The organism is Micromonospora sp. CA-240977, assembly GCF_050942285.1.
GTDB lineage: Bacteria > Actinomycetota > Actinomycetes > Mycobacteriales > Micromonosporaceae > Micromonospora.
In genome coordinates this window covers 791,603-816,647 of the sequence record NZ_CP192055.1, presented here as the reverse complement: position 1 = coordinate 816,647, position 25,045 = coordinate 791,603, and the positions used below count along the sequence as shown (strand labels likewise).

The following is a 25,045-nucleotide window of genomic DNA, read 5'->3' as shown; positions in this document are numbered from 1 at the left end:
CAACTGATCAGCGGCGGCGGACCCGGTGCAGGCGGAACGGTTTGCGGGTGGCCCGGACCGCCGGGGTGGCCCGGGGTGGCTCGGCCTGCGCGTCGGCGGGCAGGTCCGCGCCGGCCAGCGGCGTACCGGCCGGGGCCAGCCGGTTCACCGCGCACCCGTCGGCGGCCCAGCGGGCCACCAGGTCGGCGGTCGGACCCGGCGCGTTGAGACGCTTCGCCGCCACCAGCGGGGCTGCGGTGTCCCACGCCTCGGTGCCCGGCCGCACCCGGCTCACCCGGGCCGGCCAGGTGACGATCCGACCACCGTGATCGCCGCGCAGGCTGACCTGCGCCTCGGTCGCGTCGGCCAGACCCGGCGCGGCCTGCTCGCCCGGCCCGGAGACCACAAGCAGCGCGCCCTCCAGCGGGGCGCACCAGAGCGCGAGCGCCGGTCCGCCGGACACGCTGACCCAGGCCACGGCGGCCTTCTTCATCGCCTCGTCGACAAGCGGTGTGCCCCCGGGGGCGTCCTCGTCCGTCACACCCGCATCCTCCCGCATCGACGCCTCCGCTCAACCCACGAACGGCGGGACGGTGATCTCGCCCCGGGCCACCGGCATCACCTGACCGGCGACCGTCGCCCCGACCGCCACCCCGTTCGCCGCGGTGACCGTGCAGGCCAGGGCGGACGGGCGGTTCATCTCCACACCCTGACGCACCGCGTACCGGGACAGCCCCGCGCCGGGCAGCAGCCCGGTCGCCACCAGCCAGACACCGAGGCCGAGCGCCGCCGAGCCGGTCGCCGGGTCCTCCGGGACGCCCATCCCCGGCACGAACACCCGGGCGTGCGCGGTTTGCGCGGCGGCGTCCCAGGAGAAGACGCTGACGTGCGACACCCCGTACCGCTGCGCCGCCGCCGCGTTCACCCGCGCACGGGCCACCGACTCCGGCCGCACCGGCAGGTACGGGAACTCCAGCCCGCAGCCCGCGACGCGGGGAGCCGGCCCGACGTGGTCGTCCGCGGTCAACCCGGCGATCTCCAGCAACGGCTCCGGGTCCAACTCCGGCCCGAGGGTCGGCGTGCCACCGGTCAGCGTCGCCCCGGTCGCGGTCACCTCGATCGGCAGCACCCCGGCCTCACACTCCTGGGTGACCTGCCCCACACCGAACATTCCCCGCCGGCTCGCGGTGACCGCCGCGCCGACGCTCGGGTGTCCGGCGAACGGCAACTCCTCGACCGGGGTGAAGATCCTGGCCCGGTAGGTGGCGCCGACCTGGGTCGGCGGCAGCACGAACACCGTCTCGGAGAGGTTGAACTCCAACGCGAGCGCCTGCATCTGCTCGGTGGCCAGCGCCTCCGCGCCGAACACCACGGCCAGCGGGTTGCCGGCGAAGGGGCGGTCGGTGAAGACGTCCACGATCTCGTAGGCCACTGTCGACATGTTGATAAACACTAGGCGCTTAGGCTGGTGCCCGTGAGCACGCCGACCCGGGTCTACATCGCCCGCCTCGCCGGAGTCGCCGTCTTCGACCCGAACGGCGATCAGGTGGGCCGGGTTCGCGACGCCGTGGCCCGGCTGCGGGCGACCAAGCGACCCCCGGAGGTGGTGGGCCTCGTCGCCGAGATGCCGATGCGCCGCCGGATCTTCCTGTCCATCAACCGGATCACCTCCATCGACGCGGACGCCGTCGTGCTCGGCTCCGGCACCCTCAACCTGCGCCGCTTCGAGAAGCGCCCGAACGAGCTGCTGGTCCTCCAGGAGCTCCTCGACCGGCGGGTGCAACTCGACCCGGGCGGCCAGCCCGGCGCGGTCGTGGACGTCGCGATGGAGTGCGCCCGGGGCGGCGAGTGGTCGCTGACCCGCGTCGCCGTCCGCGAGCAGACCGGGCGGCTCTCCCGCCGCGGCCACCTGCACCAGGTCGAGTGGGACCGGGTGCGCGGGCTCAGCGGCATCGCCGACAACCGGGGTACGGCGAACCTGCTCGCCGTCCTGGAGGACATGCGCCCCGCCGACCTGGCCAACGCGCTCCAGGACCTGCCCGACGCACGGCGCAACGAGGTCGCTGCCGCGCTTGACGACGAGCGGCTGGCCGACGTGCTCAGCGAGCTGCCGGAGCACGACCAGGTGGAGATCCTCGCCGCGCTGGACCGGGAACGGGCCGCGGACGTGCTGGAGGAGATGGACCCGGACGACGCCGCCGACCTGCTCAACGAGCTGCCCCCACCGGAGCAGGACGTGCTGCTGGACCTGATGGAGCCGGACGAGGCCGACCCGGTGCGTCAGCTCCTGAAGTACACGCCCGGAACGGCGGGCAGTGTGATGACCTCGGAGCCGGTCATCCTCCCGCCGGACGCCACAGTCGCCGAGGCGCTGGCCCGGATCCGGGAGCCGCAGCTCTCCCCCGCCGTCGCCGCGCAGGTCTTCGTGACCCGGGCGCCGCAGAACACCCCGACCGGCCGGTACCTGGGCATGGTGCACTTCCAGGCGCTGCTCCGCGAACCCCCTGCCGACCTGCTGGGCAAGGTGGTGGTCAACGACATCGACCCGCTGCGCCCGACCACCCCGCTGCCGGAGATCACCCGTCGGATGGCCACCTACGACCTGGTCGCCATGCCGGTGATCGACCGGAACAACCGGCTGGTCGGCGCCGTGACGGTGGACGACGTGCTGGACCACTCGCTACCCCGGGACTGGCGGGACCGCGACGCCCTGGCCGCCCCGGGCACCACCGACGCGGCGATGGACGGCGCGGATGGCTGAGCAGCGGCGGACCGAACGGCTCGACCAGCCGCGCGAGCCCCGAGGCGTCAAGCTGCCCCGGTTCGACGCGGAGGCGTTCGGCCGTTGGTCGGAGGGCATCGCCCGGGGCATGGGCACCGCGAACTTCATCGTCGTGATGACGGTGGTGATCACGATCTGGTTCGTCTGGAACACGTTGGCCCCGGCGGACCTGCGCTTCGACCCGTACACCTTCACGTTCCTGACCCTGGTGCTGTCGTTGCAGGCCAGCTACGCGGCGCCGCTGATCCTGCTGGCCCAGAACCGGCAGGCCGACCGGGACCGGGTGGCCCTGGAGGAGGACCGGCGGCGCGCCACCGCGCAGAAGGCGGACACCGAGTACCTGGCCCGGGAGATCGCGGCACTGCGGATCGCGCTGGGTGAGGTGGCCACCCGCGACTTCCTCCGCTCCGAACTGGCCCGGCTGGCCGAGGAGTTGGACGAGGCGGGGCAGCGCCGGCAACGGTTGGAGCGCCGCCAGCAGGACAAGGAGAACCGGCAGGAGAAGCGGGGCCAGCGGCCGACCGACGGTGTCGGCCTGGACGAGCCCCGCGACGACCTGGACGGCGACTTCACCCGGGACGCCCGGCCGGACGGCACCGGGCCGCGCCTGCCGGACAGCTGATCCGTGAGTCATCGATTGGCTCACACCGCCCCGGGCAGCAGCGGCAGCGGATGCCCCGCGACGTAGCATTGCGGGCATGTCAGCACCCGTGAGCACCGTCGAGGACGCGATCCAGGCCGCCCTGGCCACCGTCAACGACCCGGAGATCCGCCGGCCCATCACCGAGCTGGGCATGGTCCGCTCCGCCACGATCGCTGAAAACGGCGTCGTACGCGTCGAGCTGCTGCTCACCGTCGCCGGCTGCCCGCTCAAGGACAAGCTGCGCACGGACATCACCACAGCGGTCGCCGCGGTGCCCGGCGTGACCGGTGTGGAGATCGACTTCGGTGTGATGACCCCCGATCAGCGGCAGTCGTTGCAGTCGCAGCTGCGTGGCGGAGGCGCCACCGAGGAGCCCGTCATCCCGTTCGCCCAGCCCGGCTCACGCACCCGGGTGTACGCGGTGGCCAGCGGCAAGGGTGGCGTCGGCAAGTCCAGCGTGACTGTCAACCTGGCGGCGGCGCTCGCCGCCCGCGGGCTCTCCGTCGGCGTGGTCGACGCGGACATCTACGGCCACTCGGTGCCCCGGATGCTCGGCACGGAGGCCCGGCCCACCCGCGTCGAGGACATGATCATGCCGCCGCAGTCGCACGGCGTGAAGGTGATCTCCATCGGCATGTTCACCTCCGGCAACGCCGCAGTGGTGTGGCGCGGCCCGATGCTGCACCGGGCGTTGCAGCAGTTCCTGGCCGACGTCTACTGGGGCGACCTGGACGTGCTCCTGCTCGACCTTCCGCCGGGCACGGGTGACGTGGCCATCTCGCTGGCCCAGTTGCTCCCCAACTCGGAGATCCTGATCGTCACCACCCCGCAGACCGCCGCCGCCGAGGTGGCCGAGCGGGCCGGCGCGATCGCGCTGCAGACCCACCAGCGGGTGGTCGGCGTCATCGAGAACATGTCCTGGCTGGAGCTGCCGGACGGCTCCCGGATGGAGATCTTCGGGGCCGGGGGTGGCACTGCCGTCGCCGAGTCGCTGAGCCGGACCATCGGCGCCCAGGTGCCGCTGCTCGGTCAGATCCCGCTGGACACCCGGGTCCGCGAGGCCGGTGACGCGGGCAACCCGATCGTGCTGGCCGAGCCGGAGTCCCCGGCCGCGCAGGCCCTCGGCGCGGTCGCCGACCGGCTCGCGCTGCGCCGTGAGTCGCTGCTCGGCAAGCCGCTCGGCCTCAAGCCCGCCGGCCGCTGACCCCCACCGGGCCACCGCTGGACGGGCTGGGCGCGGCCACCGCTGGACGGGCTGGGCGCGACCGCCGCTGGACGGGCTGGGCCACCGCAGGGGGCGCAGGCACGCCGCACGATCACCGCATGGCGGGCTCGATCGCCTGCTCGCCGTGGCTGGCCGGCAAAATCAACTCGATTTTCAGGAAGTCGGGGCAATCATCGCCGGCTAACCGGCCGACTTCCTGAAAACCGAGTTGATCAAAAGTGCGCGGCGCTCAGGTGGCGTCGTCGTAGCTGGCGCGGGGCGCCGGGGTGACGGTGCTGCTGGTGGCCGTGCCGGGCCGGGTCCCGTTCGACCGCAGGTCCGCGGCACTGGCCACGTCCTTCAGGTCGTCGTGTACGCCGCCGACGTCCGCGCGCAGGTTGTCGTAGACGCCCTGCAACGGCTTGCGGATCGCCGCCTCGTCCTCCTCGCTGAGGAGGTGCTTGCGGATGAAGGCCTTCGGGTGCAGGTCCTCCAGCTGGATGTCGGTGCCCAGCTCGCGGCTCAGGTCGCCGGTGGCGTTGCGGGCCATGTTGCGCAGGTTGCGCACCAGCCGCAGACCGTCGTTGATGACTGCGGGCAGCCGATCACCGAAGATCAGCAGCGCCAGGAGCAGCAGCGCCCCGATCTCCCACCAGTTCAGGTTCTCGAACATCCCCGCTGGCCTCCTCTCCGCGTCAGCAGCAAGACTACGCACGTCGGACGGCGTTCGGGCAAGGGGTGAGCCGTGTTCACTTCGCGTCCGCGGCGAGAGTTACCGAGGTGTTCTGCCGGGCGGAGCCCCGTCGAAACTCGACCGACACCACCGAGCCCGGCGCGAACTTGCGGACCAACGCGGTCAGGTCGGTCGGTTCGGTCATCGGCCGCCCGTTGATCTTGAGGATGACGTCGCCGGCCTTCAGCCCGGCGCTGTCCGCCGGCCCGGACGGCTCCACCTCCGCCAGCCGCAGGCCACCCCCGACGACCCCGGTCGGGCCGTCCGCCCGGGCGCCGATCACCGTACGGCGGGCCTTGCCGGTGCCGATGATGTCCTGGGTCACCCGCTTGGCCTGGTTGATCGGGATGGCGAAGGCGAGCCCGATGTTGCCCGCCTCCTGCCCCTCGGCGACAAGTGACTTGATTGTCGAGTTCACCCCGACCACCCGTCCGGCGCCGTCGACCAACGGCCCGCCCGAGTTGCCGTGGTTGACGGCCGCGTCGGTCTGGATGGCCGCGTAGTAGCGGATCGGGCCACCCGGCTCGCCGGCCTGCATCGTCCGGTCCAGGGCGCTCACGATGCCGGCGGTGACAGTGTTGGCAAGCGACAGTGGCGAGCCGATGGCGAGCACCGGGTCACCGACGGCCAGGGCGTCGGAGTCACCGAACTCCACGGGCCGCAGCCCGCTCCGACTCACCTTGATCACCGCGATGTCCGACTCCGGATCCTGACCGACGATCGTCGCGGGCGCGGTGCTGCCGTCGTTGAAGACCACCGAGGCCTTGCCGCTGCCACCGGCCACCACGTGGTCGTTGGTGATCACATGGCCGTCGGCGGTGGCGATGAAGCCGGAGCCCTCACTGGTCCCACCGAGGCTGCTCACCCGGACGGTGACCACGCTGGGCAGGACACGTTCGGCGACACCGGCAAGCGACTCCGGCTTGCGCTGGGCCAGCGCCGGCGCCTCCGCCGGCGCACCGCCGAGCACCACCCCGCCAGCCCCACCACGGACCGCGAACGCGTAGCCGAGCGCCCCACCGAGGGTGCCGGCCAGCAGCGCGGTGATCACGGGAATGAGCAACAGCTGGCGTAGCGTCGGCCGCCCCGGCGCGTCCGGATCGGTGACCGGCTCGGGCTCGGAGCCGGCCGCCACCACCCCCGGCACCACCACCGCGGTCGGCGCCGCCGGGTCCCGCCAGGGATCGGCGAGCGCGTCCGACCACCAGGGCGACGCACCGGCCGGGCCGGGCCCGCCCGCGACCGGTGCCGGCCAGCTCGGCGACGGCCCCACGGGCGGCACGCCGGCCACGGGCGGCACCGGCGGGTACCCGGATGTCGGTACGCCGGCCGGCGGCACGACGGGCGTGCTGCCCGGCGGCACGACAGCAGGCGTGCTGCCGGCCCCCGGCGTGGTTGGCGATGCCACCGGCGGGGCCTCTGCCCCGGGCGGTCGCGCCGGAGCCGGAGTCTCACCGCCCCGGCGCCAGTCCCAGCCGTCGGTCACGTCGGTGCCTCCCAGTCGGTCCCCGGATCCCGCGCCGCGTCGCCCGGCCACTGGCCGGTCTGGTCGCGGCTGACGGGATACCGCTTCCAGGATTGCACGGATGCACGCGGTGGAGTCAGCGGTTGCCCCGGTGATCGCGTCAGGCGGAGGCGCGGCTGCGCCCCCTGGCGGTCGCCTCTACGCTCACAGTGCCAACCCGCCCCCGCACCACGCACCGCCCCCGGAGGTGCCCCATCGCCACGGTCGCCGGTACCGGCAGTTCGACTGCTCAGGCTCAGCAGTTCGCCGAGTCCTACGTCACCGAGGATCTCGTCCTGCGCACCGCCCGCAGCCTGGCCCGGGAGGTGGGCCTCGACGCTGTCACCCCCGGCGCGGGAGCGGCGTTGCGGCTGCTGGCCGCCGCCGGCAACGCCCGCGCGGTGGTGGAGATCGGCACCGGCACCGGGGTGAGCGGGGTCTGGCTGCTGCGCGGCATGCGCGCCGACGGTGTGCTCACCACCATCGACGTGGAGGTGGAGCATCAGCGGATCGCGCGGCGGATCTTCGCCGAGGCGGGCTTCGCGGCCGGCCGTACGCGGATCATCACCGGCCGGGCGCTCGACGTGCTGCCCCGGCTCGCCGACGGCGCGTACGACCTGGTCTTCGTGGACGCGGAGGCGACCGGCTTCCACGCCTGCGTGGAAGCCGCACTGCGGTTGTTGCGCCCGGGCGGCGTGCTCGCGCTGAACGGCGTGTTGGCCAGCGGCCGGATCGGTGACCCGGCCGCCCGGGACGCGGAGACGGTGACGGTCCGCGAGACGATCAAAGCGGTCCGGGAGTCGGAGCACTGGATCCCCGCGCTGCTTCCGGTCGGGCACGGGGTGCTCGCCGCGGTGAAGTGCTGACCCGGGCTCAGTCGACGCTGGCCAGCCAGCGCAGCAACCACCGGACGCCCCAGCCGGTGGCGCCGCGGCTGACCTCGTCCTGGTCGCCGTCCGCCCAGGACGGGGCCGACATGTCCAGGTGCAGCCAGCGGTCCCGTAGCTCGCCGGTGAACTCGCGCAGGTAGAGCGCGGCCAGCACCGAGCCGGCGCCCTGTGTCGGCGCGCTGTAGAGATCGGCGATGTCGCTGCCCAGGTATTCGGCGTAGTCGTTGTGCAGCGGCAGCCGCCAGGCCGACTCACCGGCGGCCTCGGTCGCGGCCAGCACGTCAGCGGCCAGTTGGTCGTTCTCGCTGTAGAGGGCGGCGGTGCGCTTGCCCAGCGCCACGGCGTTGGCGCCGGTGAGGGTGGCCAGGTCGAGCAGCAGGTCCGGGTTGAGGTGCCGCACCGCGTACGCCAGGGCGTCGGCGAGGACCAGTCGGCCCTCGGCGTCGGAGTTGGTGGTCTCGCTTGTCGTGCCGCCGTAGTGCCGGATGACGTCGCCGGGACGGAACGCCGAGCCGCTGACCATGTTCTCGGCGAGCGGGGCGAGCGCGGTGATCCGGACCGGCAGCCGCAGGGTGGCGGCGCCGAGGGTGGCGGCGACGACCGCGGCAGCGCCGGCCATGTCCTTGCGCATCAGTTTCATCGCCGGCACCGGCTTGATCGAGATGCCGCCGGTATCGAAGGTGATGCCCTTGCCGACAAGTACCACGTGGGTACGCGCGTCGGCGGGGTGCCAGTCCAGCTCGACCAGCCGGGGGCCACTGGCCGAGCCACCGCCCACGGCGAGGATCCCGCCGAAGCCCTCGGCGGCCAACTCGGCCGGGCCGCGCACCCGCAGTCGCAGGTCCGGCAGGTCGGCTGCGGCGGACGCCACCTGGTCGACGAACCACTGCGGGGTCTTCACCGAGGACGGGGTGTTGGTCAGGTCACGGGCGAGATGGGTCATCGCCGCGGTGGTCCGGGCCGTGGTGAGGGTGGCCTCGTACGTGGCCGGGTCGGCGAGCAGCAGGTCGACGCCGTCGAGCGTCGGCGCGTCGCCGGCCTCGGTCAGCCGGTACCGGTACGAGGCGAGCAGCAGCCCCTCGGTCAGCCCGCGCACCGCCGCCGGAGTCAGCTCGGCCGGCAACGCGATGGTGATATGCGTCTCACCCGTGGTGGAGCGGGCCAGGGCCGCGCCGGCCGTCCGCCAGGCCGCCTCGCCACCGTCGCCGATGCCGAGCAGCAGGAGCCGGCCAGGGGTGCGTCCGGGGCGCAACTGGGTGTGGATCTCGCCGGCTCGGCCGTTCAGTCGGGCCGCCGACACCAGCGCGGCTGCCTCGTCGGCCGTGTCGTCCGGCGGGGCCACGGCGGTCGACACGGGCTCGGCCGAGGCGGCACCGCCCGTCGCCGGATCAGCGGGACGGACAGGCAGGACGAGGACGTCGAGCCGGTCGGGCTCGGCGATCAGACGGATGGCGAGCACGCGGAACCGTACCTCCAGGAAAGTGTCGCGGAGCGGACCTCAGCCGGCCTGCCCGCAGTGATGAAGACCCTGAGCCACCGGTGGTACCGGTGGCTCAGGGTCGAAGAACGCTCCGGGCGGTGGAAGCCGCCCGGACCACTCCTTACTCAGCCGGCCGCCGCCTTCAACGCGTCACCGAGCGCGTTGGCCTCGTCGGGAGTCATCTCGACGACGAGCCGGCCACCACCCTCCAGCGGGACCCGCATGACGATGCCCCGCCCCTCCTTGGTGACTTCCAGCGGACCGTCGCCCGTCCGCGGCTTCATCGCCGCCATGTTGTCTCCCCTCAGACCTACACCAGGGTCGGTGGGTTGCCCCACAGCCACTTCGTCACGACCACCCGCACTGGTCGCGGGGGTGTCGACAAACGATTTTCCCTGATGAACACCGCCGGACCCAAACCGGAGCAGCATTGATGTAACAGCATCTAGCTTATCTTGAGAAGGCCTGTCACAATGTGCGGTCATGCAGGCACGGTCGGCACTCTTCGACCTGTACGGCGACCACCTCCGACCGAGGGGTGGCCGCGCGCCGGTTGCTGCCCTGGTCAAGCTGCTGGCGCCGCTGGGAATCGCACCGCCAGCAGTTCGCACCGCCGTGTCCCGGATGGTGCGTCAGGGCTGGCTCGAACCGCTCCGGTTGATCTCCGGACCGGGATATTCGATCACACCGAAAGCCGCCCGGCGACTCGACGAGGCGGCGTCCCGGATCTACCGGACCGGCCGGGTCACCTGGGACGGCCGGTTCGATCTGCTGGTGTTGGAGGCCCCGGGCTCCCGACGCGACCGGCAGCGGCTCGCCGCCAACCTGAGCTTCCTCGGCTACGGCACGCTCGACGAGCAGACCTGGGTCGCCACCCGTCCCGCCGAGGACGTCGACCTGATCCTGGCCGAGGCCGGCATCCGGTTCGAACGGTTCACCGCCGCACACTTCTCGGGCACCCCCGGCGCGATGGGTGTGGTGCGGCGAGCATGGAACCTGACCGAGATCGGCCGCGCCTACGAGCAGTTCGTCGCGGACCAACGCCCACTGCTCTCCGCTGTCACAGTGCGCAGCAGCGACGAGGAGGCGTACGCGACCCGGTTCCGGCTGGTGCACGCGTGGCGTACGTTCCTCTTCCGGGATCCGCAGCTGCCCCCGGCGCTGCTTCCCGAACGCTGGCCCGGCACCGCCGCGGCCAGTTTCTTCGACCGGCACGCGGCCCGGCTGCGTCCGGCCGCGGACCGGTACGTCGAACAGTGCCTCGACGCCGGCAACCGTCTCGTCCGACAGAAGGGTCGTTAGACACGTGACCGAGCCGCTGCTTGTCGACCGGACCGACGCCGTCGTCACCCTCACGCTGAACCGGGCGAACGCGATGAACGCGCTCGACGTGGCGCTGAAGGAGGCGCTGCGGGACACCCTGGCGGAGCTGGAGACCGACCGGTCCTGCCGGGCGGTCGTGCTGGCCGGGGCGGGCGGGTCGTTCAGCGCCGGTCAGGACCTGCGCGAGCACGTGTCGACGCTGGAGAACTCCGCGAGCGATCCCCTGGGTACGGTGCGGGCGCACTACAACCCGATCGCCGCCCGGCTCGCCAACCTGCCCAAGCCGGTGATCGCCGCGGTCCGGGGGATGGCCGCCGGCGCTGGCGCGTCGTTGGCCTTCCTCGCCGACATCCGCATCGGTGGCCCGTCCACCAGTTTCCTGATGGCCTTCGCCAAGGTGGGCCTCGCCGCCGACACCGGCGCCTCCTGGACCCTGCCCCGGCTGGTCGGCCACGCCAAGGCGGTGGAGCTGCTGATGCTCGCCGAACCCGTCCGCGCCGAGGAGGCCTGCCGGATCGGCCTGCTCAACCGCCTCATGGACGACGACGAGCTGGTGTTGCCGACCGCCCAGGAGCTGGCCGCCCGCCTCGCCGCCGGCCCGACGGTCGCCTACGGGGCGATCAAGCGGCAGCTCTCCATCGCCGACGCCGGCACCCTGGCCGACGCACTCGCTGCCGAGGCGCAGGCCCAGTCGATCTGCGGCGCCACCGCCGACCACCGGGCGGCCACGTTCGCCTTCGTCGGCAAGCAGAAACCGGTCTTCGAGGGACGCTGAACGCAATTCGCACGCCGCCCTTACCGTCCTCGAACACGGGCCGCCTAGCGTCGGCGGGTATGAGCGATCGTGAAGCGGTGGCGCACCTGCTGCGCCGGGCCACCTTCGGGCCGACCGCAGACGAGGTGGACGCCGCCGAGCGGGCCGGGCCGGCGGCCACCCTGGACAACCTGCTCACCCCCACTGACGCCGACCGTGGCGCGGCAGCCACTCCGCCGCCGGCGTTGGCCCCCGACCCGTACGCCGGGCTGACCGGCGAATCCACCCGCGAGCAGCGGCAGCAGGCCAACGCGGAGCGGCGCAAGCAGCTCCAGCAGGTCACCGGCTGGTGGCTGGACCGGATGGTGGCCGCCGAGGACGGGCTGACCGAGAAGCTGCTCTTCTTCTGGCACGGGCACTGGGCGACCAGCGCCCAGAAGGTCAAGTCGGCCCGGGTGATGCAGGGCCAACTGGACACGCTGCGCCGGTACGGACGGGGGCCACTGGCCCCCCTGGTCGCCGCGATGGTGCGCGACCCCGCCCTGATCATCTGGCTGGACGGGCAGAAGAACACCCGCAAGGCGCCGAACGAGAACCTGGCCCGCGAGCTGATGGAGCTGTTCACCCTCGGCATCGGCACCTACTCCGAGGCGGACGTGAAGGCCGGCGCACGCGCCCTGACGGGCTGGGTGGTCGACCGGCGGACCGGGGTGGCCCGCTTCGAGGCCAAGAGGCACGACCCCGGCGAGAAGACAATCCTCGGGCAGAGCGGCCGCTTCGACGCCGAGGCGTACGCCGGGCTGCTGGCCGCCCAACCCGCGGCGGCGACGTTCGTCGCCAAGCGGCTCTGGTTCCGCTACGCCGGCGCCGACATCCCCGCACCGGAGGGCCTGTCCGGCGCGGACACCGTCGCGACCCTGCGGGCGATCTTCTCGGCGCCGGCCTTCGCCCAGACCCGCGGCACGCTCGTCAAGCAGCCGGTGGAGTGGCTGGTCGGCGCGCTGCGACAGCTCGGCATCCGACCCTCCGCCCTGCCCGAGCAGCAACACAAACAACTACTTGCCGGCCTGAACGCGCTGGACCAGGTGCCGCTACGGCCGCCCAGCGTGGGCGGCTGGCCGGCCGGGGCCGCCTGGCTGACCACCTCGTCGTTGCAGGCGCGGCTGCGGACGGCCGAAATGCTCGCCACCGCTGTCAATCCCGCGGTGCTGGCCCGGCTGACCGCAGCGCCCACCGCCGGCCGGCCGGACGCGCTGGCGCGACTGCTTGTGGTGGACGCCTGGAGCGCGCGTACCCGGGCCGCGCTCACCCCGCTGGCCGGCGAGCCCCGCAAGCTGCTGGCCGCCGGCCTGGTCAGCCCCGAATACACAGTCAGCTGAGCGGAGGAGTCGACATGGACACCCAGACCCGACGCAGGTTCCTGCTGACCAGCGGGGTGGTCGGCGCGGGCGCGCTGGCCGCCGGCGCCGGCGCGTACCGCCTGCGGGACCTGCTGGACACCAGCGGCGAGCGTGATCCACAGGCGCGCACGCTGGTGCTGGTGACCCTCTACGGCGGCAACGACGGGCTCAACACCGTCATCCCGTACACCGATCCGGCGTACCGGGCGGCCCGTCCCGAGCTGGCCTACCCGGACGGGGAGGTGCTGCGGTTGGACGACGGCTTCGGCCTCAACCCGGCCCTGGCCGGCCTGCACAAACGCTGGTCCAGCGGTGGGCTGGCGATCGTCCGCGGGGTCGGCTACCCGAAACCGGACCGCAGCCACTTCCGGTCGATGGACATCTGGCACACCGCGCAACCGGACCGGCCGGGCAACACCGGCTGGCTGGGTCGGTGGCTGGACCAGGCCGGCGGCGACCCCCGCTTGGCGGTCTCCTTCGAGCCGGCGCTACCGCCGCTGCTGGCCGGGGCGAAGAGCGCTGGCGCCGCCGTACCGGTGACCGACCGGAAGGCCGCCAAGGGGCTGCCCGCGGAGACACTGACCGCGCTCGCCGCCGCCGAGGCGGGCGAGTCGGCGGCCCGGGGCCGGGCCGCCGCCTGCTTCGCCGACCTGCGGTCGGTGGACGAGATGATCCGCCAGGTACGCGACTCCGCCGACCCGGACACGGCCGACCCGGACGGCGAGCAGACGCCCGCGACGGCGACCGGCGGGGCCCGCACGCCACTGGACGCGCAGCTGGACCTGGTCGCGCAGTGCGTCGAGGCGGGAGTGTCCACCCGGGCCTTCTCGGTGTCGCTCGGCGGCTTCGACACGCACGCCGACGAGAAGCAGTTGCAGGCCGTCCTGCTGGGTCAGCTGGACCGGGCGCTGACCGGGTTCGCCGACCGGATGAGTCGCACCGAGGCGGGCCGGAAGGTGGTGGTGGCTGTCTACTCCGAGTTCGGCCGCCGCGTCCGGGCCAACGCCTCGGACGGCACCGACCACGGCACCGCCTCGGACGTGCTGCTGCTGGGTGCCGGCGTACGCGGCGGCTGGCACGGCGCGCCGCCGAGCCTCACCGATCTCGACGATGGCGACCTGAAATACACAACCGACTTCCGGGACGTCTACGCCACGCTGCTGGAGCGGGTGCTGGACACCGACCCGGGCGCGGTCCTCGCCGACTGGCGAGGACGCCTGAACGGCCTCTTCTAGTCGTCCTCTTCCGGGTCCTGGTTGGCCTCCGCGCCGAGCACGAACGCCTGCATGGCCAGCTCGTCGTCGGCCGGCGACACGAAGGCGGGCAGCTCACGCGGGCCCAACTCCTGCACGTACGACCAGAACAGCCGGACCGCCTCGGCCCGCGTGCCGGCCTCGATCGGCAGGTCGAGGCTGACCAGCCAGGTGCGCCGCGCCGGGGGCGGGCCGAGCTGGTCGGCCAGCGCCCGGAAGGCCGCCGGCTCCAGCGCGGTGACCGGTCCGTCGAGCGTCAGCAGGTCGGCCGGGACCGGCTCGTCGAAGGCCCGCCGGGTGTACGCCACGACGACCGTCCCCGGCTCGACCGGGGACTGCGGGTCGTCCGGGTCCTCGCGGTGGCGCGGACCCGACCCGGTGACCCGGCCGATCGCGACCAGCCGCGGCGGCGCGTCGACAAGCACCGCCACCTGGTCTCCCGGACCCGGCCGGGTGCTGTCGGCCAGCCCGGTCAGCTCCAGCGTGTCGTGTTGCACGAGCCGCTCGGCCTCGTACCGCTCGGCGGGCAGCAGCACGGCCCAGGCGCCCACGCCGTCGGCACGGCCGGATCCGCCGGCCCGGTACGCGGTCTCGGTCGTCATGTCCGCCATCCCATCATGCCGCCGAGGGGAGGGTGACGTGACAGCCGACGATGTGATCGTCGACCATGCCGGTGGCCTGCATCAGCGCGTAGGCGGTGGTCGGGCCGACGAACCGGAAGCCGCGCTTCTTGAGCGTCTTGGCCATCGCCGTCGACTCCGGGGTGATCGGCGGCACCTCGGCGAACGAGGCGGGGCGGGTCGGCCGGGGCTCCGGCGCGAGGGACCAGAGCAGCGCGGACAACCCCTCCGGCACCTCCAGAGCGGCACGGGCGTTGGCGATCGCCGCCTCGATCTTGGCCCGGTTACGGACGATGCCGGCGTCGGCGAGCAGCCGGGTCACGTCGGCGTCGGAGTATCCGGCGACCGTCGGGATGTGGAACTCGTCGAAGGCCAGCCGGAACGCCGGGCGTTTGCGCAGGATGGTCAGCCAGGACAACCCGGACTGGAACGCCTCAAGCGTCATCCGCTCGTAGAGCGCGTCGTCGCCGCGCAGCGGCCGCCCCCACTCGGTGTCGTGGTAGACGGCGTAGTCGGGGGTGCTCGACCCCCAGGCGCACCGCGGCAGCCCGTCGGCACCAATCACCAGGTCAGTCACGCCGTACACGCTAGGGCATCGTTCCGACACCCCATGGCCGCCGGCGCCAGGCTGGCGGCCGGCGCCGGAGCGTTCAGGGCAGCCGGCCCTGCTCGACCAGCCGGGCGAACCTCTTCAGCGCCTGGGTGAGGCCGAGCTTGGAGCCGGGCCAGAGCACCGGCCACGCCAGTCGACCGGCCCGGCCGCCCGGCAGGTGGAACCACTCGTGCCAGACGACCTGGGTGCGGTCCCGACCCAGTTGGGTGCAGCGCAGCACACCCGGGCCACGCAGCAACTGGCCGTAGTGCACCACGCCGATCTCGTACGGCTCGTCGACCCGGATCACCCGCATCTCGTCGCGGAGCACGGCCCGCCCGAGCGCGGTCACCGCCTCGACGCGGCTGCCCTCGCGCCCGTCGCCCTCGACGACGCGCACGCGGGTGAACGGGATCCAGTCGGACTGACGGTCCCAGGCGAGCAGGGCGGCGAACACCCGCTCGGCGGGAGCGTCGACGATCACTGTGGCGGTTACCTCACCAGCGCCGGGTTGGGCGGCCTCACGAAGATCGTCGGCGCCCCCCGGGCCGGTCACGCCGGCTCCGACCGAACCGCCGCGCCGTGCTGCCCGGTGTCGTCGGCGGGTACGCCGTCGGTCTGCTCAGGATCGACCGCCGCACCGCTGGCCGGCACGACGGCCGGCGCCACGCCGTCGGAATCCGCCGATGACGAGGTGGCGGCGGGTTCGGGGGCCGCGCTGGTCGAGCCGACCGGGGCAGCCCCGGAGCCCACCTCGTCGGCCGGCGACTCGGCCACGTCGGGCTCGGCCACGTCGGACGTCGCCGCGTCGGCCGCGTCCGGGTTCGCCGCCTTGCTGGCGGACTGTTCGCGGGCGTCGCGCAGCACGTCCGCGTCCTCGGTGCGGCCCTCACGCAACGCGGCGACCTCCGCCTCCAGCACGCCGATCAGCTCCGACTTGTAGCCGATGTCGTAGGCGGCCCGGCGCATCGCCTGATCGACCTGGGCCATCCGGTACCCGCGCAGAGCGGTGTCGAACCGGACCGCGCCCACGTCGGACTCGCGCAGTGGCCGGGTGCCTGGCAACGCCACGGCCTGCGAATCCGGCTCGGCGGGCACCAGACCGGGATCGCGGCCGCTGACCAGCACCGTCACGCCGAAAATCACCGCCGCGACCGTCAACGCCACGACCAGGAGGAGCAGAAGCTGACCCATGTACTGATCGTGGCACGGCAGCCGGCCCGGAGCGACCCCGCCACCCGTCCCGATCGCGATCCGTACCGACGCCGCCCGGACTCGCGGTCGGGACACCGACTAGCGTCGGGGTCGGCCGACGCGGCGGCGACGGCGGACTCTCGGGAGGCGGGCATGGCCGGGGCGCTTCGGCTGGGCGGGCGCACGTTCGCCCCCGACGAGCTGGTGGTGATGGCGATCGTCAACCGCACCCCGGACTCGTTCTTCGACCGAGGGGCCACCTACGCCGCTGACAGCGCGCTGCGCGCGGTGGAGCGGGCCGTGGCCGAGGGTGCGGCGATCATCGACATCGGCGGGGTCAAGGCCGGCCCCGGCGCGGAGGTGGACGTCGTCGAGGAGATCCGCCGCACGGTGGACACCATCGCCGCCGTCCGGGCCGCGTTCCCAGCGGTGGTGATCTCCATCGACACGTGGCGTGCCGAGGTGGCGACGGAGGCCGTGGCTGCCGGCGCCGACCTGCTCAACGACACCTGGTCGGGCGCCGACCCGGCCCTGGCCCGGGTGGCCGCCCAGACCGGCGCGGGCCTGGTCTGCTCGCACGCCGGCGGCCTGGTCCCCCGGACCCGTCCGCACCGGGCCGCCTTCACCGACGTGGTCGCCGACGTGGTCGCGACGGTGACCGGGCTCGCCGAGCGAGCGGTGGCGGCCGGGGTACGCCCCGACGGCATCCTCATCGACCCGGCCCACGACTTCGGCAAGAACACCAGGCACTCCCTGGAGATCACCCGCCGACTGGGCGAGCTGACCGACACCGGCTGGCCGGTGCTCGTGGCGCTCTCCAACAAGGACTTCATCGGTGAGTCACTGGACCTGCCGGTACCCGACCGGCTGGAGGGGACGCTCGCCGCGACGGCGGTCTCGGCCTGGCTGGGCGCCCGGGTGTTCCGGGCCCACCAGGTCGGCCCGACCCGCCGGGTGCTGGACATGGTGGCCTCGATCCGGGGCGACCGCCCACCGTCGGCGACCCGCCGCGGCCTGGCCTGACCGTCGTCGCCAGGACCGACCGTCGACGGCCGGGCTGACCGGCCCGATCGCCGGAGGTCGTGACGCTCAGGTCCAGCGGAGGATGTTCCTACGCCAGGCGTAGAGGATGCCGAGCGCGAGCACCGCCACGAACACCGCCATCTCCACCACCGTCACCAGACCGAAGCCCGGCCGGTCGAAGACCACCGCCCAGGGGAACAGGAACACCGCCTCGACCGCGAACAGCACGTACAGGTACGCGTAGACGTAGTAGCGAATCTGCATCTGCGCCCAGTCCGCGCCCACCGGGTCGAGCCCGCACTCGTAGCTGGCGCGCTTGCCCGGCGGGTCGGCCGGACGCGCGGGGCGTAACACCCGGTTGGCCGAGAACGCCGTAACAAAGAACAGAACGCTGGCGAGCAGTAAGAGCCCGAGCGTCGCGTACGAGCCCAGGTATCCGGTCACAGTCGGGAGCCTACCGTCCGCCCGGGAGGGGTCGTCCCAAACACGTTACGGATTTGTTTCCGGTTGGGACTAGTGCGCCGGGGCAACTGTTACCGAACATTGGACACCCACCCATGCACCGGAGGACAGATGGCCCGCCTGAAGGCATCGCCCGGTAAGCGGGCGGAGGGGCGGCACCCCGTATCCCTGCTGGGGGCCTCGCTCGTGCTCGGTCTGCTCGCGGCGCTCGCCGTGGGGCCGGCCTGGGCAAGCGCGGCAATGCCGGGCGCGGAGCCGGTCGTGACGCTGACCGACCCGGCCAGCGAGCCCGGGGGTGAACCGGGGACCAGCCCGACGGAGGACCCGACCCCGACCGAGGAGCCGGGCGGGTCTCCGCAGCCGACCAACCCGGCGCCGGAGACCACCGCGCCGCCGGAGACGCCGCCGCCGGCACCGGAGACCACCGCCCCGGAGGTGCCGCCGCCGCCGAGCAACACCGCGCCCGCGCCGGGCGGACCCCCCACACCGGCGCTTCCGCTGCCGCCGGCACCTCCGGCCCCGCCGGTCCCTCCGCCCGCCCCGGGCGCGGAGGCGCCGCCGCCGAATCCGCTCGGTGTGCAGGTCACCACCCAGGACGTCGTCCTCTCCAAGGCGTACTGGAACACGGCCAGCACGGCCACCACCCTGCAGCTCACCGTCACCAACACCGGCACTACCGAGCAACGGATCCGGCTCTCGTACACGCTGCCGGCCGGGCTGACCGATGCCGGGACGAAGGGCTGCGCCGCCGCCGGCGGGGGCGCGTACCACTGTGGGGCCTGGACGGCCGGAGCCGGCGTCCGGTTCAGCGCTCTGCTCCGGCTGCGGGTCGACGGCGCCGCGTGGCGGAAGATGCCCCTCGCCGGCTCCGTCCAGGTCGTCGCCGACGCGCCGGGAGTTCCCGGGCAAGCGGTCGACGACCAGGGTTTCGCTGTGCTCTTCCCGCCCGGTCCCCCGGTGCCCGGGATAACCCTCGATGCCGACGAGGTCGGCTTCGACATCAGCGGCACCGCCAGCACCCTCACGCTCCGACTGGGCAACACCGGCACGGTGGACGCCGACGGCCGGGTGGAGGTCGTCCTGCCGGCCGGGGTGACAGTCCCGACCCCGCCGCCCGGCTGCGTGGCGGTCGACCCGACCCGGACCCGCTGCGACGCGGGCACTGTGGCGGCGGGCCGGACCGCCGAGTTGCGGCTGCCGGTGGAGGCGACGCCGCAGGCCCAGCGGGAAGCGCCGTTGTCCGGTGCCGTGATCGGCCAACTCGACCCACGCAGCGGCCCGAGCCGGCAGGTGCAGATGAGTTTCCGGATCACCGCGGCGGCCGCGCTGGCCACGCCGGTGGTGTCCCCGCCCGCGCCGACCGGCTCCCAGGGCGTACTCCCCGGCGGTGCTGCCGCCGCCGACAACGACGGAACGACCTCGGTGCGGCGCACCGCGATCATCCTGATCGCGGTCTCCGCGCTGCTTGTGGTGCTGGCCCTCACGCTGGCCACCATCTCGCTGCGTCGCCGGCTCTCCGGACCGACGCCCGAGCCGGCGCCCCGCGCCGCCGACTGATCGACGAGCGACAGCGGACCGCGTCCGTTCGGGCTCGTCGCGGTGGACCCGTGGTGATCTGAATTACGGCGGCCGGGGCATAACGGCGCAAGGGCGGGCAATTCTCTGCCCAGTACGGTCCCAGTCGGCGGACCTCCGGCGCTGGTTAGGGCTCCCTTAGACGTAGGCTCTCAGATGAGGTACGACAGCGGCCGGACCAGCCTGGGGCGGTGCGGTGAAACGTCGCGTCAAGGAGGTTCCGTGACCGGGCAAGGCGAGGTCACCATCATGTTCAGCCGCGCGCGTCAGCGCGCAGCGGAGCGAGGTGCAGACGTGAGCGCGAGGAGTGAGCCGGTTTTGCGAGCCCCGCAATCGCGAACGAAGGTGGCACAGTGACCAAGCAGATCCGTCAACTCGACAGGGTGGTCATCCGGTTCGCCGGTGACTCCGGCGACGGCATGCAGTTGACCGGCGACCGGTTCACCTCGGAGACGGCGCAGCTCGGCAACGACATCTCCACGCTGCCAAACTTCCCCGCCGAGATCCGGGCTCCCGCCGGCACCCTGCCCGGCGTGTCGAGCTTCCAGGTGCACTTCGCCGACTACGACATCCTCACCCCGGGCGACGCGCCAAACGTGCTGGTGGCCATGAACCCGGCGGCCCTCAAGGCCAACCTGGCCGACCTGCCGCGCGGCGCGGACATCATCGTCAACACCGACGAGTTCACCAAGCGCAACCTCGCCAAGGTCGGCTACCAGGCCAGCCCGCTGGACGACGACTCGCTGGCCGGCTACGTCGTGCACCCGGTGGCGCTGACCTCGATGACGGTCGGCGCGCTCGCCGATTACCAGGTGTCCAAGAAGGACGCCGAGCGGTCGAAGAACATGTTCGCCCTCGGTCTGCTCTCCTGGATGTACTCGCGGCCCTACGAGTCGACGCTGCGCTTCCTGGAGCGCAAGTTCGCCTCCCGTCCGGAGCTGGTCGCGGCGAACGTCGCCGCCTTCCGGGCCGGCTGGAACTTCGGCGAGACGACCGAGGACTTCGCGGTCCGCTACGAGGTCAAGCCTGCGAAGATGAAGCCGGGCACCTACCGCAACATCACCGGCAACGCGGCGCTCTCGTTGGGGCTGGTCGCCGCCGGGGTCCGCTCCGGGCTACCGGTCTTCCTCGGCGCGTACCCGATCACGCCCGCGTCGGACATCCTGCACGAGCTGAGCAAGCACAAGCGCTTCGGCGTCACCACGGTGCAGGCCGAGGACGAGATCGCCGCGGTCGGCGCGGCCCTGGGCGCGTCGTACGGCGGGGCGCTCGGCGTGACCACCACCAGCGGCCCCGGTGTGGCGCTCAAGAGCGAGACGATCTCCCTCGCGGTGGCGCTGGAGCTGCCGCTGGTGATCGTGGACGTGCAGCGCGCCGGCCCGTCGACAGGCATGCCGACCAAGACCGAGCAGGCCGACCTCAACATGGCGCTCTACGGTCGGCACGGCGAGGCCCCGGTCGCGGTGATCGCGCCCCGGTCGCCGTCGGACTGCTTCTTCGCGGCGCTGGAGGCGGCCCGGATCGCGCTGACCTACCGCACCCCGGTGATCCTGCTCTCCGACAACTACGTCGCCAACGGTTCGGAGCCGTGGCTGCTGCCCGACGTGGAGTCGCTGCCCGACCTGCGGGTCGAGTTCGCCACCGAGCCCAACGGCGAGGACGGCACCACCTTCCTGCCCTACCTGCGTGATCCGGAGACCCTGGCCCGGCCGTGGGCGATCCCCGGCACGGCCGGGCTGGAGCACCGGATCGGTGGCCTGGAGAAGGCCGACAAGACCGGTGACATCTCCTACGACCCGGCCAACCACGACTTCATGGTGCGCACCCGGGCCGCCCGGATCGAGGCGATCCCGGTGCCGGACATCGAGGTGGAGGACCCGGACGGCGACGCCCGGGTGCTGGTCCTCGGCTGGGGCTCGACGTACGGGCCGATCGGCGCGGCGTGCCGCGGCGTGCGCCAGCGAGGGCTGTCCATCGCCCAGGCGCACCTGCGGCACCTGGCGCCGATGCCGGCCAACCTCGGTGGGGTGCTGCGCAAGTACGACAAGGTGGTCATCCCGGAGATGAACCTGGGCCAGCTCGCCCACGTCATCCGGGCCCGCTACCTGGTCGACGCGATCAGCTACAACCAGGTCCGCGGCCTGCCGTTCACGGCCTCCGAGCTGGAGACGACGCTGGAAGAGGTTCTGAAGAATGTCTGAGCCCATCGCCCTCAAGCTCACCGCGAAGGACTTCAAGTCCGACCAGGAGGTGCGCTGGTGCCCCGGCTGCGGTGACTACGCGATCCTCGCGGCCATCCAGCAGTTCATGCCGGAGTTGAACATCCCCCGCGAGCGGACCGTCTTCGTCTCCGGGATCGGCTGCTCGTCGCGCTTCCCGTACTACATGAACACGTACGGGATGCACTCGATCCACGGCCGCGCCCCGGCGATCGCGACAGGCCTGTCGGTGTCCCGCCCGGACCTGTCGGTCTGGGTGGTCACCGGCGACGGCGACGCGCTCTCCATCGGTGGCAACCACCTGATCCACGCGCTGCGACGCAACGTCAACCTCAAGATCCTGCTGTTCAACAACCGGATCTACGGTCTGACCAAGGGTCAGTATTCTCCGACGTCCGAGGTTGGCAAGGTCACCAAGTCGACGCCGGCCGGCTCGGCGGACGCCCCGTTCAACCCGCTCTCGCTCGCCCTCGGGGCGGAGGCCAGCTTCGTCGGCCGGACCATCGACTCCGACCGCAAGCACCTCCAGTCGGTGCTGCGGGCCGCCGCCGAGCACGAGGGTTCGGCGTTCGTGGAGATCTACCAGAACTGCAACATCTTCAACGATGGGGCGTTCGAGCAGCTCAAGGACCCGTCCACGCGGGACAACTACCTGATCCGCCTGGAGCACGGGCAGCCGATCACCTTCGGCGCCGACGGGCAGTTCTGCGTGGTGCACCCGCCGGGCGGCTTCGGCCTGGAGGTCCGGGAGACCAGCTCGGTCCGCCCGGAGGAGATCGTCGTGCACGACGCGACGGTGACCGACCCGGCGTACGCCTTCGCGCTGTCCCGGCTGCCCGGCCTGGACCTGCGGAACACCCCGATCGGGGTGTTCCGTTCGGTGGACCGACCGTCCTACGACAGCGTGGTGCAGGGTCAACTGGCGGCCGCCAAGGCGACTGTCACCGAGACTCCCGAGCAGCAGCTCGCCGGTCTGCTGGCCAGTGGCGACACCTGGACGATCCTCTGATCCGACCGCGTTGACGAGAGCGGCCGTCCCCGATCCGGGGGCCGCCGCTCTCTCGTCGTACCGGCACTGCCTCAGCGCTGGGCGGAGGCCGGCGTCCAGAGGTTGTCGATCTCCTTCTCGGTCGCCGCGAGGCTCGCCTCGTGCAGCGGGACCAGCTCGGCCATCGCCGGCACCGTGGGCGCCAGGGTCAACTCGGTGCTGATGAAGCGCGGCTCCAGCCCGGTCATCGACAGGCCGTGGGGAAGCCACTGCTCGGCGTGGTCCCAGCCATGGCGTGGGGTGCCCTCGCCATAGCCACCGCCCCGGGTGGCCAGCACCACGAACTCGCGGCCGGTGAGCAGGCCCTCCTGCGTCGTCGGGTCGTAGGTGAGGCCGGCGACGATCAGGTGGTCGACCCAGGACTTGACGCTGCTGGGCGCGCCGTAGTTGTAGAGCGGCAGGCCGAGCAGCACGACGTCGGCCTGCTTCACCTCGTCCACCAGGCGCTCGCTGAGTTCCCAGGATTCGCGCTGGGCGGGGGTGTGCTGGTCCGGCGGCGTCATCCGAGCCAGGCCGCCCGCCGCGTCGAGGTGCGGCAGCGGTTCGGCACCGAGGTCCCGGTAGGTCACAGTGCCGTTCGGGTGGGCCGCACGCCACGTGGCGACCGCGCGGGCGGTGAGCCGACGGCTGACCGACCAGTCACCCCGAATGCTCGAATCGATATGCAGCAGGTTCATTATTCCTCCTCCAAGGATCGTCTGTGGGGCACCAACTATTTATAGCAGGTTGATGTTCCATCTCCTCGGTAGACTGGGTCACATGTCCGCCCTGCCGCCTGACCCCTCGGAGCACCGCTCGGGCGCACTCCTTGACCATCTGGCCCGGCGGATGCGGCTGCGGTCGGAGTCGGTGCTGGCGCCGCTGGGCCTACGGCCGCGACATCTGGTCGCGCTCACCGTGCTGCGCGCCGGCGGCGGCACCAGCCAACAGGCGCTCGCCACCATCCTGGAGATGGACAGCACGAACATCGTCGGGCTGCTCAACGACCTGGAAGCGGAGCAGCTGGTCGAGCGTCGCCGCTCACCGGAGGACCGCCGCCGGCACGTCGTCGAACTCACCGAAGATGGTGCGAGACGCCTCAGCCAGGCCGAATGCGCCCTCGCCGGAGCCGAGGACGAGGTGCTGGGGGCGCTGGCTCCCAGCGAGCGGGAGACGCTCTACGAGCTGCTCCGACGGGCCTCCAGCACGACGCCGGTCAGCTGCACCGAGACGATCTGCACGGCCGACGAGACCTGCTGAGCCACCCCGACGACCTGGACGACCAGGCCGTGCGGGGTGGTGGAACGGTCAGTCAGGCGGTCGTCGCCGACTGCGGACGGTCGTCGCGGACGTGCACCAGCATGTCGCCGGTCTCGATCACCGCGCCGGCCCGGTCGGCCAGAGTGACCACCTTGCCCCGCCGCACCAGAGCGATCACCAACGAGTCCAGCTCGCGTGGCGACCGACCCACCTCGTCCCGCTCCGCCGAGCGCATCGCCAGCGCCATGCCCTGGCCCGGAGTGAGCAGATCCTCCACCACGTCGATCAGCGGCGGGGCCGAGGTGGACAGGCCGAGCAGCCGGCCCGCGGTGGCCGACGAGACGATCACGTGATGGGCGCCGCTCTGCTTGAGCAGCGGCGCGTTCTCCGCCTCGCGGGCCGCCGCGATGATCCGGACCTGCCCGGCGGTGAGCTGCCGTACGGTCAGCGCGACAAGCACCGACGCGTCGTCGCTGTCGGTCGCGATGATCACGGCCTTGGCGTTCTTGACGTGCGCCTCGTTCAGCACCGACGAGCGGGTCGCCGAGCCCTCGATCGCCACCAGACCGGCGGAGGTGGCCTGCCGTAGCGCGGCGGCGCTGCGCTCCACCACAACGATCCGCGACCGATCCAGCCCGTTCTCCAGCAGGGCGGAGACCGCGCTCCGCCCCTTGGTGCCGTAGCCGCAGATGATGACGTGGTCCTTCACGCTTCTCCTCCACCGCGACAGGCGACGGCCGGTCCGGTACTGCTCGGTCAGGACTTCCAGGGTGGTGCCGACCAGGATGATCAGGAAGATCACTCGGGCCGGAGTGATGAAGAGGACGTTGACCAGCCGGGCCGACGGCGCGGAGGGCGTGATGTCGCCGTAGCCGGTCGTCGAGAGCGACACGACCGCGTAGTAGAAGCAGTCGAGCAGGGTGAGGCCGTCCTCGTTGACATCACGGTAGCCCTCCCGGCCCAGATAGACCGCGGCGACCACGGCGAAGACCAGGCCCAGGGCGGCGGCGAGCCGCAGGCTCAGCGCGCTCAGCGGGCCCCGACGCTGCGCGGGAAAATGGATCACCGTCGAACCTGCCCCGTCACCGTCGCCTGCACGAGCACAACATAGCGGGTACGCCATCCCCG

General features: G+C 72.5%; 26 protein-coding genes. 13 read left to right on the top strand and 13 right to left on the bottom strand.

What is annotated here, in order from left to right:
• Nucleotides 1–7 precede the first annotated feature (7 nt).
• The gene (locus tag ACQPWW_RS03910) at nucleotides 8–538 is read right to left on the bottom strand and encodes a hypothetical protein (RefSeq protein WP_433129206.1); all 531 of its coding nucleotides are present in this window, start codon (nucleotides 536–538) and stop codon (nucleotides 8–10) included.
• A 12-nt stretch (nucleotides 539–550) separates the two neighbouring features.
• A complete protein-coding gene (locus ACQPWW_RS03905) occupies nucleotides 551–1,420 on the bottom strand; it encodes a PhzF family phenazine biosynthesis protein (RefSeq protein ID WP_433129204.1) in 870 nt (289 codons plus the stop codon).
• 33 nt (nucleotides 1,421–1,453) lie between these two features.
• On the opposite strand from ACQPWW_RS03905, the gene ACQPWW_RS03900 reads away from it, so the two are divergent.
• The 3 genes from ACQPWW_RS03900 (at nucleotide 1,454) to ACQPWW_RS03890 (ending at nucleotide 4,608) form a co-directional block, all read left to right on the top strand.
• Nucleotides 1,454–2,740, top strand: coding sequence for a magnesium transporter MgtE N-terminal domain-containing protein (locus tag ACQPWW_RS03900; RefSeq protein WP_433129202.1), 1,287 nt, complete (start codon nucleotides 1,454–1,456; stop codon nucleotides 2,738–2,740).
• Nucleotides 2,733–3,383 (top strand): DUF1003 domain-containing protein, encoded by a 651-nt coding sequence (locus tag ACQPWW_RS03895; protein ID WP_433129200.1) that lies wholly within the window; start codon nucleotides 2,733–2,735, stop codon nucleotides 3,381–3,383. The genes ACQPWW_RS03900 and ACQPWW_RS03895 overlap by 8 nt, the downstream gene beginning before the upstream one ends.
• A gap of 76 nt (nucleotides 3,384–3,459) precedes the next feature.
• Complete coding sequence (locus tag ACQPWW_RS03890) at nucleotides 3,460–4,608, top strand: Mrp/NBP35 family ATP-binding protein (protein ID WP_433129198.1); 1,149 nt, start codon at nucleotides 3,460–3,462, stop codon at nucleotides 4,606–4,608.
• Nucleotides 4,609–4,858: 250 nt separating this feature from the next.
• Here ACQPWW_RS03890 and ACQPWW_RS03885 read toward each other — a convergent pair whose 3' ends face one another.
• Both ACQPWW_RS03885 and ACQPWW_RS03880 read right to left on the bottom strand, forming a co-directional pair.
• On the bottom strand, nucleotides 4,859–5,281 hold the full coding sequence (locus ACQPWW_RS03885) for a preprotein translocase subunit TatB (protein ID WP_355027134.1): 423 nt from the start codon (nucleotides 5,279–5,281) through the stop codon (nucleotides 4,859–4,861).
• A gap of 76 nt (nucleotides 5,282–5,357) precedes the next feature.
• Nucleotides 5,358–6,842, bottom strand: coding sequence for a trypsin-like peptidase domain-containing protein (locus tag ACQPWW_RS03880; protein WP_433134123.1), 1,485 nt, complete (start codon nucleotides 6,840–6,842; stop codon nucleotides 5,358–5,360).
• A gap of 299 nt (nucleotides 6,843–7,141) precedes the next feature.
• On the opposite strand from ACQPWW_RS03880, the gene ACQPWW_RS03875 reads away from it, so the two are divergent.
• On the top strand, nucleotides 7,142–7,711 hold the full coding sequence (locus tag ACQPWW_RS03875) for an O-methyltransferase (RefSeq protein WP_433134121.1): 570 nt from the start codon (nucleotides 7,142–7,144) through the stop codon (nucleotides 7,709–7,711).
• Nucleotides 7,712–7,718: 7 nt separating this feature from the next.
• Here the strand turns inward: ACQPWW_RS03875 and ACQPWW_RS03870 are convergent, their stop codons facing one another.
• Together ACQPWW_RS03870 and ACQPWW_RS03865 are read right to left on the bottom strand one after the other, a co-directional pair.
• Nucleotides 7,719–9,194, bottom strand: a complete 1,476-nt coding sequence (locus ACQPWW_RS03870; RefSeq protein WP_433129196.1) for a leucyl aminopeptidase family protein — start codon at nucleotides 9,192–9,194, stop codon at nucleotides 7,719–7,721.
• Nucleotides 9,195–9,340: 146 nt separating this feature from the next.
• Nucleotides 9,341–9,508: a DUF3117 domain-containing protein gene (locus tag ACQPWW_RS03865; protein WP_007455245.1), complete on the bottom strand. Its 168-nt coding sequence runs from the start codon at nucleotides 9,506–9,508 to the stop codon at nucleotides 9,341–9,343.
• 190 nt (nucleotides 9,509–9,698) lie between these two features.
• Here ACQPWW_RS03865 and ACQPWW_RS03860 point away from each other — a divergent pair, with 190 nt between their 5' ends.
• The 4 genes from ACQPWW_RS03860 to ACQPWW_RS03845 are packed head-to-tail and all read left to right on the top strand — an operon-like array spanning nucleotide 9,699 to nucleotide 13,927.
• Nucleotides 9,699–10,517, top strand: a complete 819-nt coding sequence (locus ACQPWW_RS03860; RefSeq protein WP_433129194.1) for a PaaX family transcriptional regulator — start codon at nucleotides 9,699–9,701, stop codon at nucleotides 10,515–10,517.
• Nucleotides 10,518–10,521: 4 nt separating this feature from the next.
• Nucleotides 10,522–11,313, top strand: coding sequence for an enoyl-CoA hydratase-related protein (locus ACQPWW_RS03855; protein ID WP_433129192.1), 792 nt, complete (start codon nucleotides 10,522–10,524; stop codon nucleotides 11,311–11,313).
• A 59-nt stretch (nucleotides 11,314–11,372) separates the two neighbouring features.
• Nucleotides 11,373–12,671: a DUF1800 domain-containing protein gene (locus ACQPWW_RS03850; protein ID WP_433129190.1), complete on the top strand. Its 1,299-nt coding sequence runs from the start codon at nucleotides 11,373–11,375 to the stop codon at nucleotides 12,669–12,671.
• A gap of 14 nt (nucleotides 12,672–12,685) precedes the next feature.
• On the top strand, nucleotides 12,686–13,927 hold the full coding sequence (locus tag ACQPWW_RS03845; protein WP_433129188.1) for a DUF1501 domain-containing protein: 1,242 nt from the start codon (nucleotides 12,686–12,688) through the stop codon (nucleotides 13,925–13,927).
• Here ACQPWW_RS03845 and ACQPWW_RS03840 read toward each other — a convergent pair.
• The 4 genes from ACQPWW_RS03840 to ACQPWW_RS03825 form a co-directional block, all read right to left on the bottom strand.
• Nucleotides 13,924–14,547, bottom strand: coding sequence for a hypothetical protein (locus ACQPWW_RS03840; protein WP_433129186.1), 624 nt, complete (start codon nucleotides 14,545–14,547; stop codon nucleotides 13,924–13,926). The genes ACQPWW_RS03845 and ACQPWW_RS03840 overlap by 4 nt on opposite strands.
• 13 nt (nucleotides 14,548–14,560) lie before the next feature.
• Nucleotides 14,561–15,142 carry a DNA-3-methyladenine glycosylase I gene (locus tag ACQPWW_RS03835; RefSeq protein WP_433129183.1) on the bottom strand — a complete coding sequence of 194 codons (582 nt, stop codon included), beginning with the start codon at nucleotides 15,140–15,142 and terminating at the stop codon, nucleotides 14,561–14,563.
• 73 nt (nucleotides 15,143–15,215) lie between these two features.
• Nucleotides 15,216–15,713 (bottom strand): SRPBCC family protein, encoded by a 498-nt coding sequence (locus tag ACQPWW_RS03830; protein ID WP_433129181.1) that lies wholly within the window; start codon nucleotides 15,711–15,713, stop codon nucleotides 15,216–15,218.
• Nucleotides 15,710–16,351, bottom strand: coding sequence for a DivIVA domain-containing protein (locus tag ACQPWW_RS03825; protein WP_433129179.1), 642 nt, complete (start codon nucleotides 16,349–16,351; stop codon nucleotides 15,710–15,712). The genes ACQPWW_RS03830 and ACQPWW_RS03825 overlap by 4 nt, the downstream gene beginning before the upstream one ends.
• A gap of 153 nt (nucleotides 16,352–16,504) precedes the next feature.
• Between ACQPWW_RS03825 and folP the strand changes: the two genes are divergently transcribed.
• Nucleotides 16,505–17,374, top strand: coding sequence for a dihydropteroate synthase (folP, locus tag ACQPWW_RS03820; protein ID WP_433129177.1), 870 nt, complete (start codon nucleotides 16,505–16,507; stop codon nucleotides 17,372–17,374).
• A gap of 66 nt (nucleotides 17,375–17,440) precedes the next feature.
• Here folP and ndhC read toward each other — a convergent pair whose 3' ends face one another.
• Nucleotides 17,441–17,818, bottom strand: a complete 378-nt coding sequence (gene ndhC, locus ACQPWW_RS03815) for an NADH-quinone oxidoreductase subunit A (RefSeq protein WP_088986508.1) — start codon at nucleotides 17,816–17,818, stop codon at nucleotides 17,441–17,443.
• A 129-nt stretch (nucleotides 17,819–17,947) separates the two neighbouring features.
• Between ndhC and ACQPWW_RS03810 the strand changes: the two genes are divergently transcribed.
• From ACQPWW_RS03810 to ACQPWW_RS03800, 3 genes are all read left to right on the top strand, one after another.
• Nucleotides 17,948–19,393: a hypothetical protein gene (locus ACQPWW_RS03810; protein WP_433129174.1), complete on the top strand. Its 1,446-nt coding sequence runs from the start codon at nucleotides 17,948–17,950 to the stop codon at nucleotides 19,391–19,393.
• A 371-nt stretch (nucleotides 19,394–19,764) separates the two neighbouring features.
• Entirely contained in the window at nucleotides 19,765–21,612 is a 1,848-nt protein-coding gene (locus ACQPWW_RS03805) for a 2-oxoacid:acceptor oxidoreductase subunit alpha (RefSeq protein ID WP_433129172.1), read from the top strand.
• On the top strand, nucleotides 21,605–22,639 hold the full coding sequence (locus tag ACQPWW_RS03800) for a 2-oxoacid:ferredoxin oxidoreductase subunit beta (protein WP_433129170.1): 1,035 nt from the start codon (nucleotides 21,605–21,607) through the stop codon (nucleotides 22,637–22,639). Before ACQPWW_RS03805 ends, ACQPWW_RS03800 begins: the two co-directional genes overlap by 8 nt.
• Nucleotides 22,640–22,710: 71 nt before the next feature.
• On the opposite strand, the gene ACQPWW_RS03795 is transcribed toward ACQPWW_RS03800, so the two are convergent.
• Entirely contained in the window at nucleotides 22,711–23,355 is a 645-nt protein-coding gene (locus ACQPWW_RS03795) for an FMN-dependent NADH-azoreductase (RefSeq protein WP_433129168.1), read from the bottom strand.
• An 82-nt stretch (nucleotides 23,356–23,437) separates the two neighbouring features.
• Between ACQPWW_RS03795 and ACQPWW_RS03790 the strand changes: the two genes are divergently transcribed.
• On the top strand, nucleotides 23,438–23,917 hold the full coding sequence (locus ACQPWW_RS03790; RefSeq protein ID WP_433129166.1) for a MarR family winged helix-turn-helix transcriptional regulator: 480 nt from the start codon (nucleotides 23,438–23,440) through the stop codon (nucleotides 23,915–23,917).
• Between the two features lie 52 nt (nucleotides 23,918–23,969).
• Here the strand turns inward: ACQPWW_RS03790 and ACQPWW_RS03785 are convergent, their stop codons facing one another.
• Nucleotides 23,970–24,983 carry a potassium channel family protein gene (locus ACQPWW_RS03785; RefSeq protein WP_433129164.1) on the bottom strand — a complete coding sequence of 338 codons (1,014 nt, stop codon included), beginning with the start codon at nucleotides 24,981–24,983 and terminating at the stop codon, nucleotides 23,970–23,972.
• Nucleotides 24,984–25,045 lie beyond the last annotated feature (62 nt).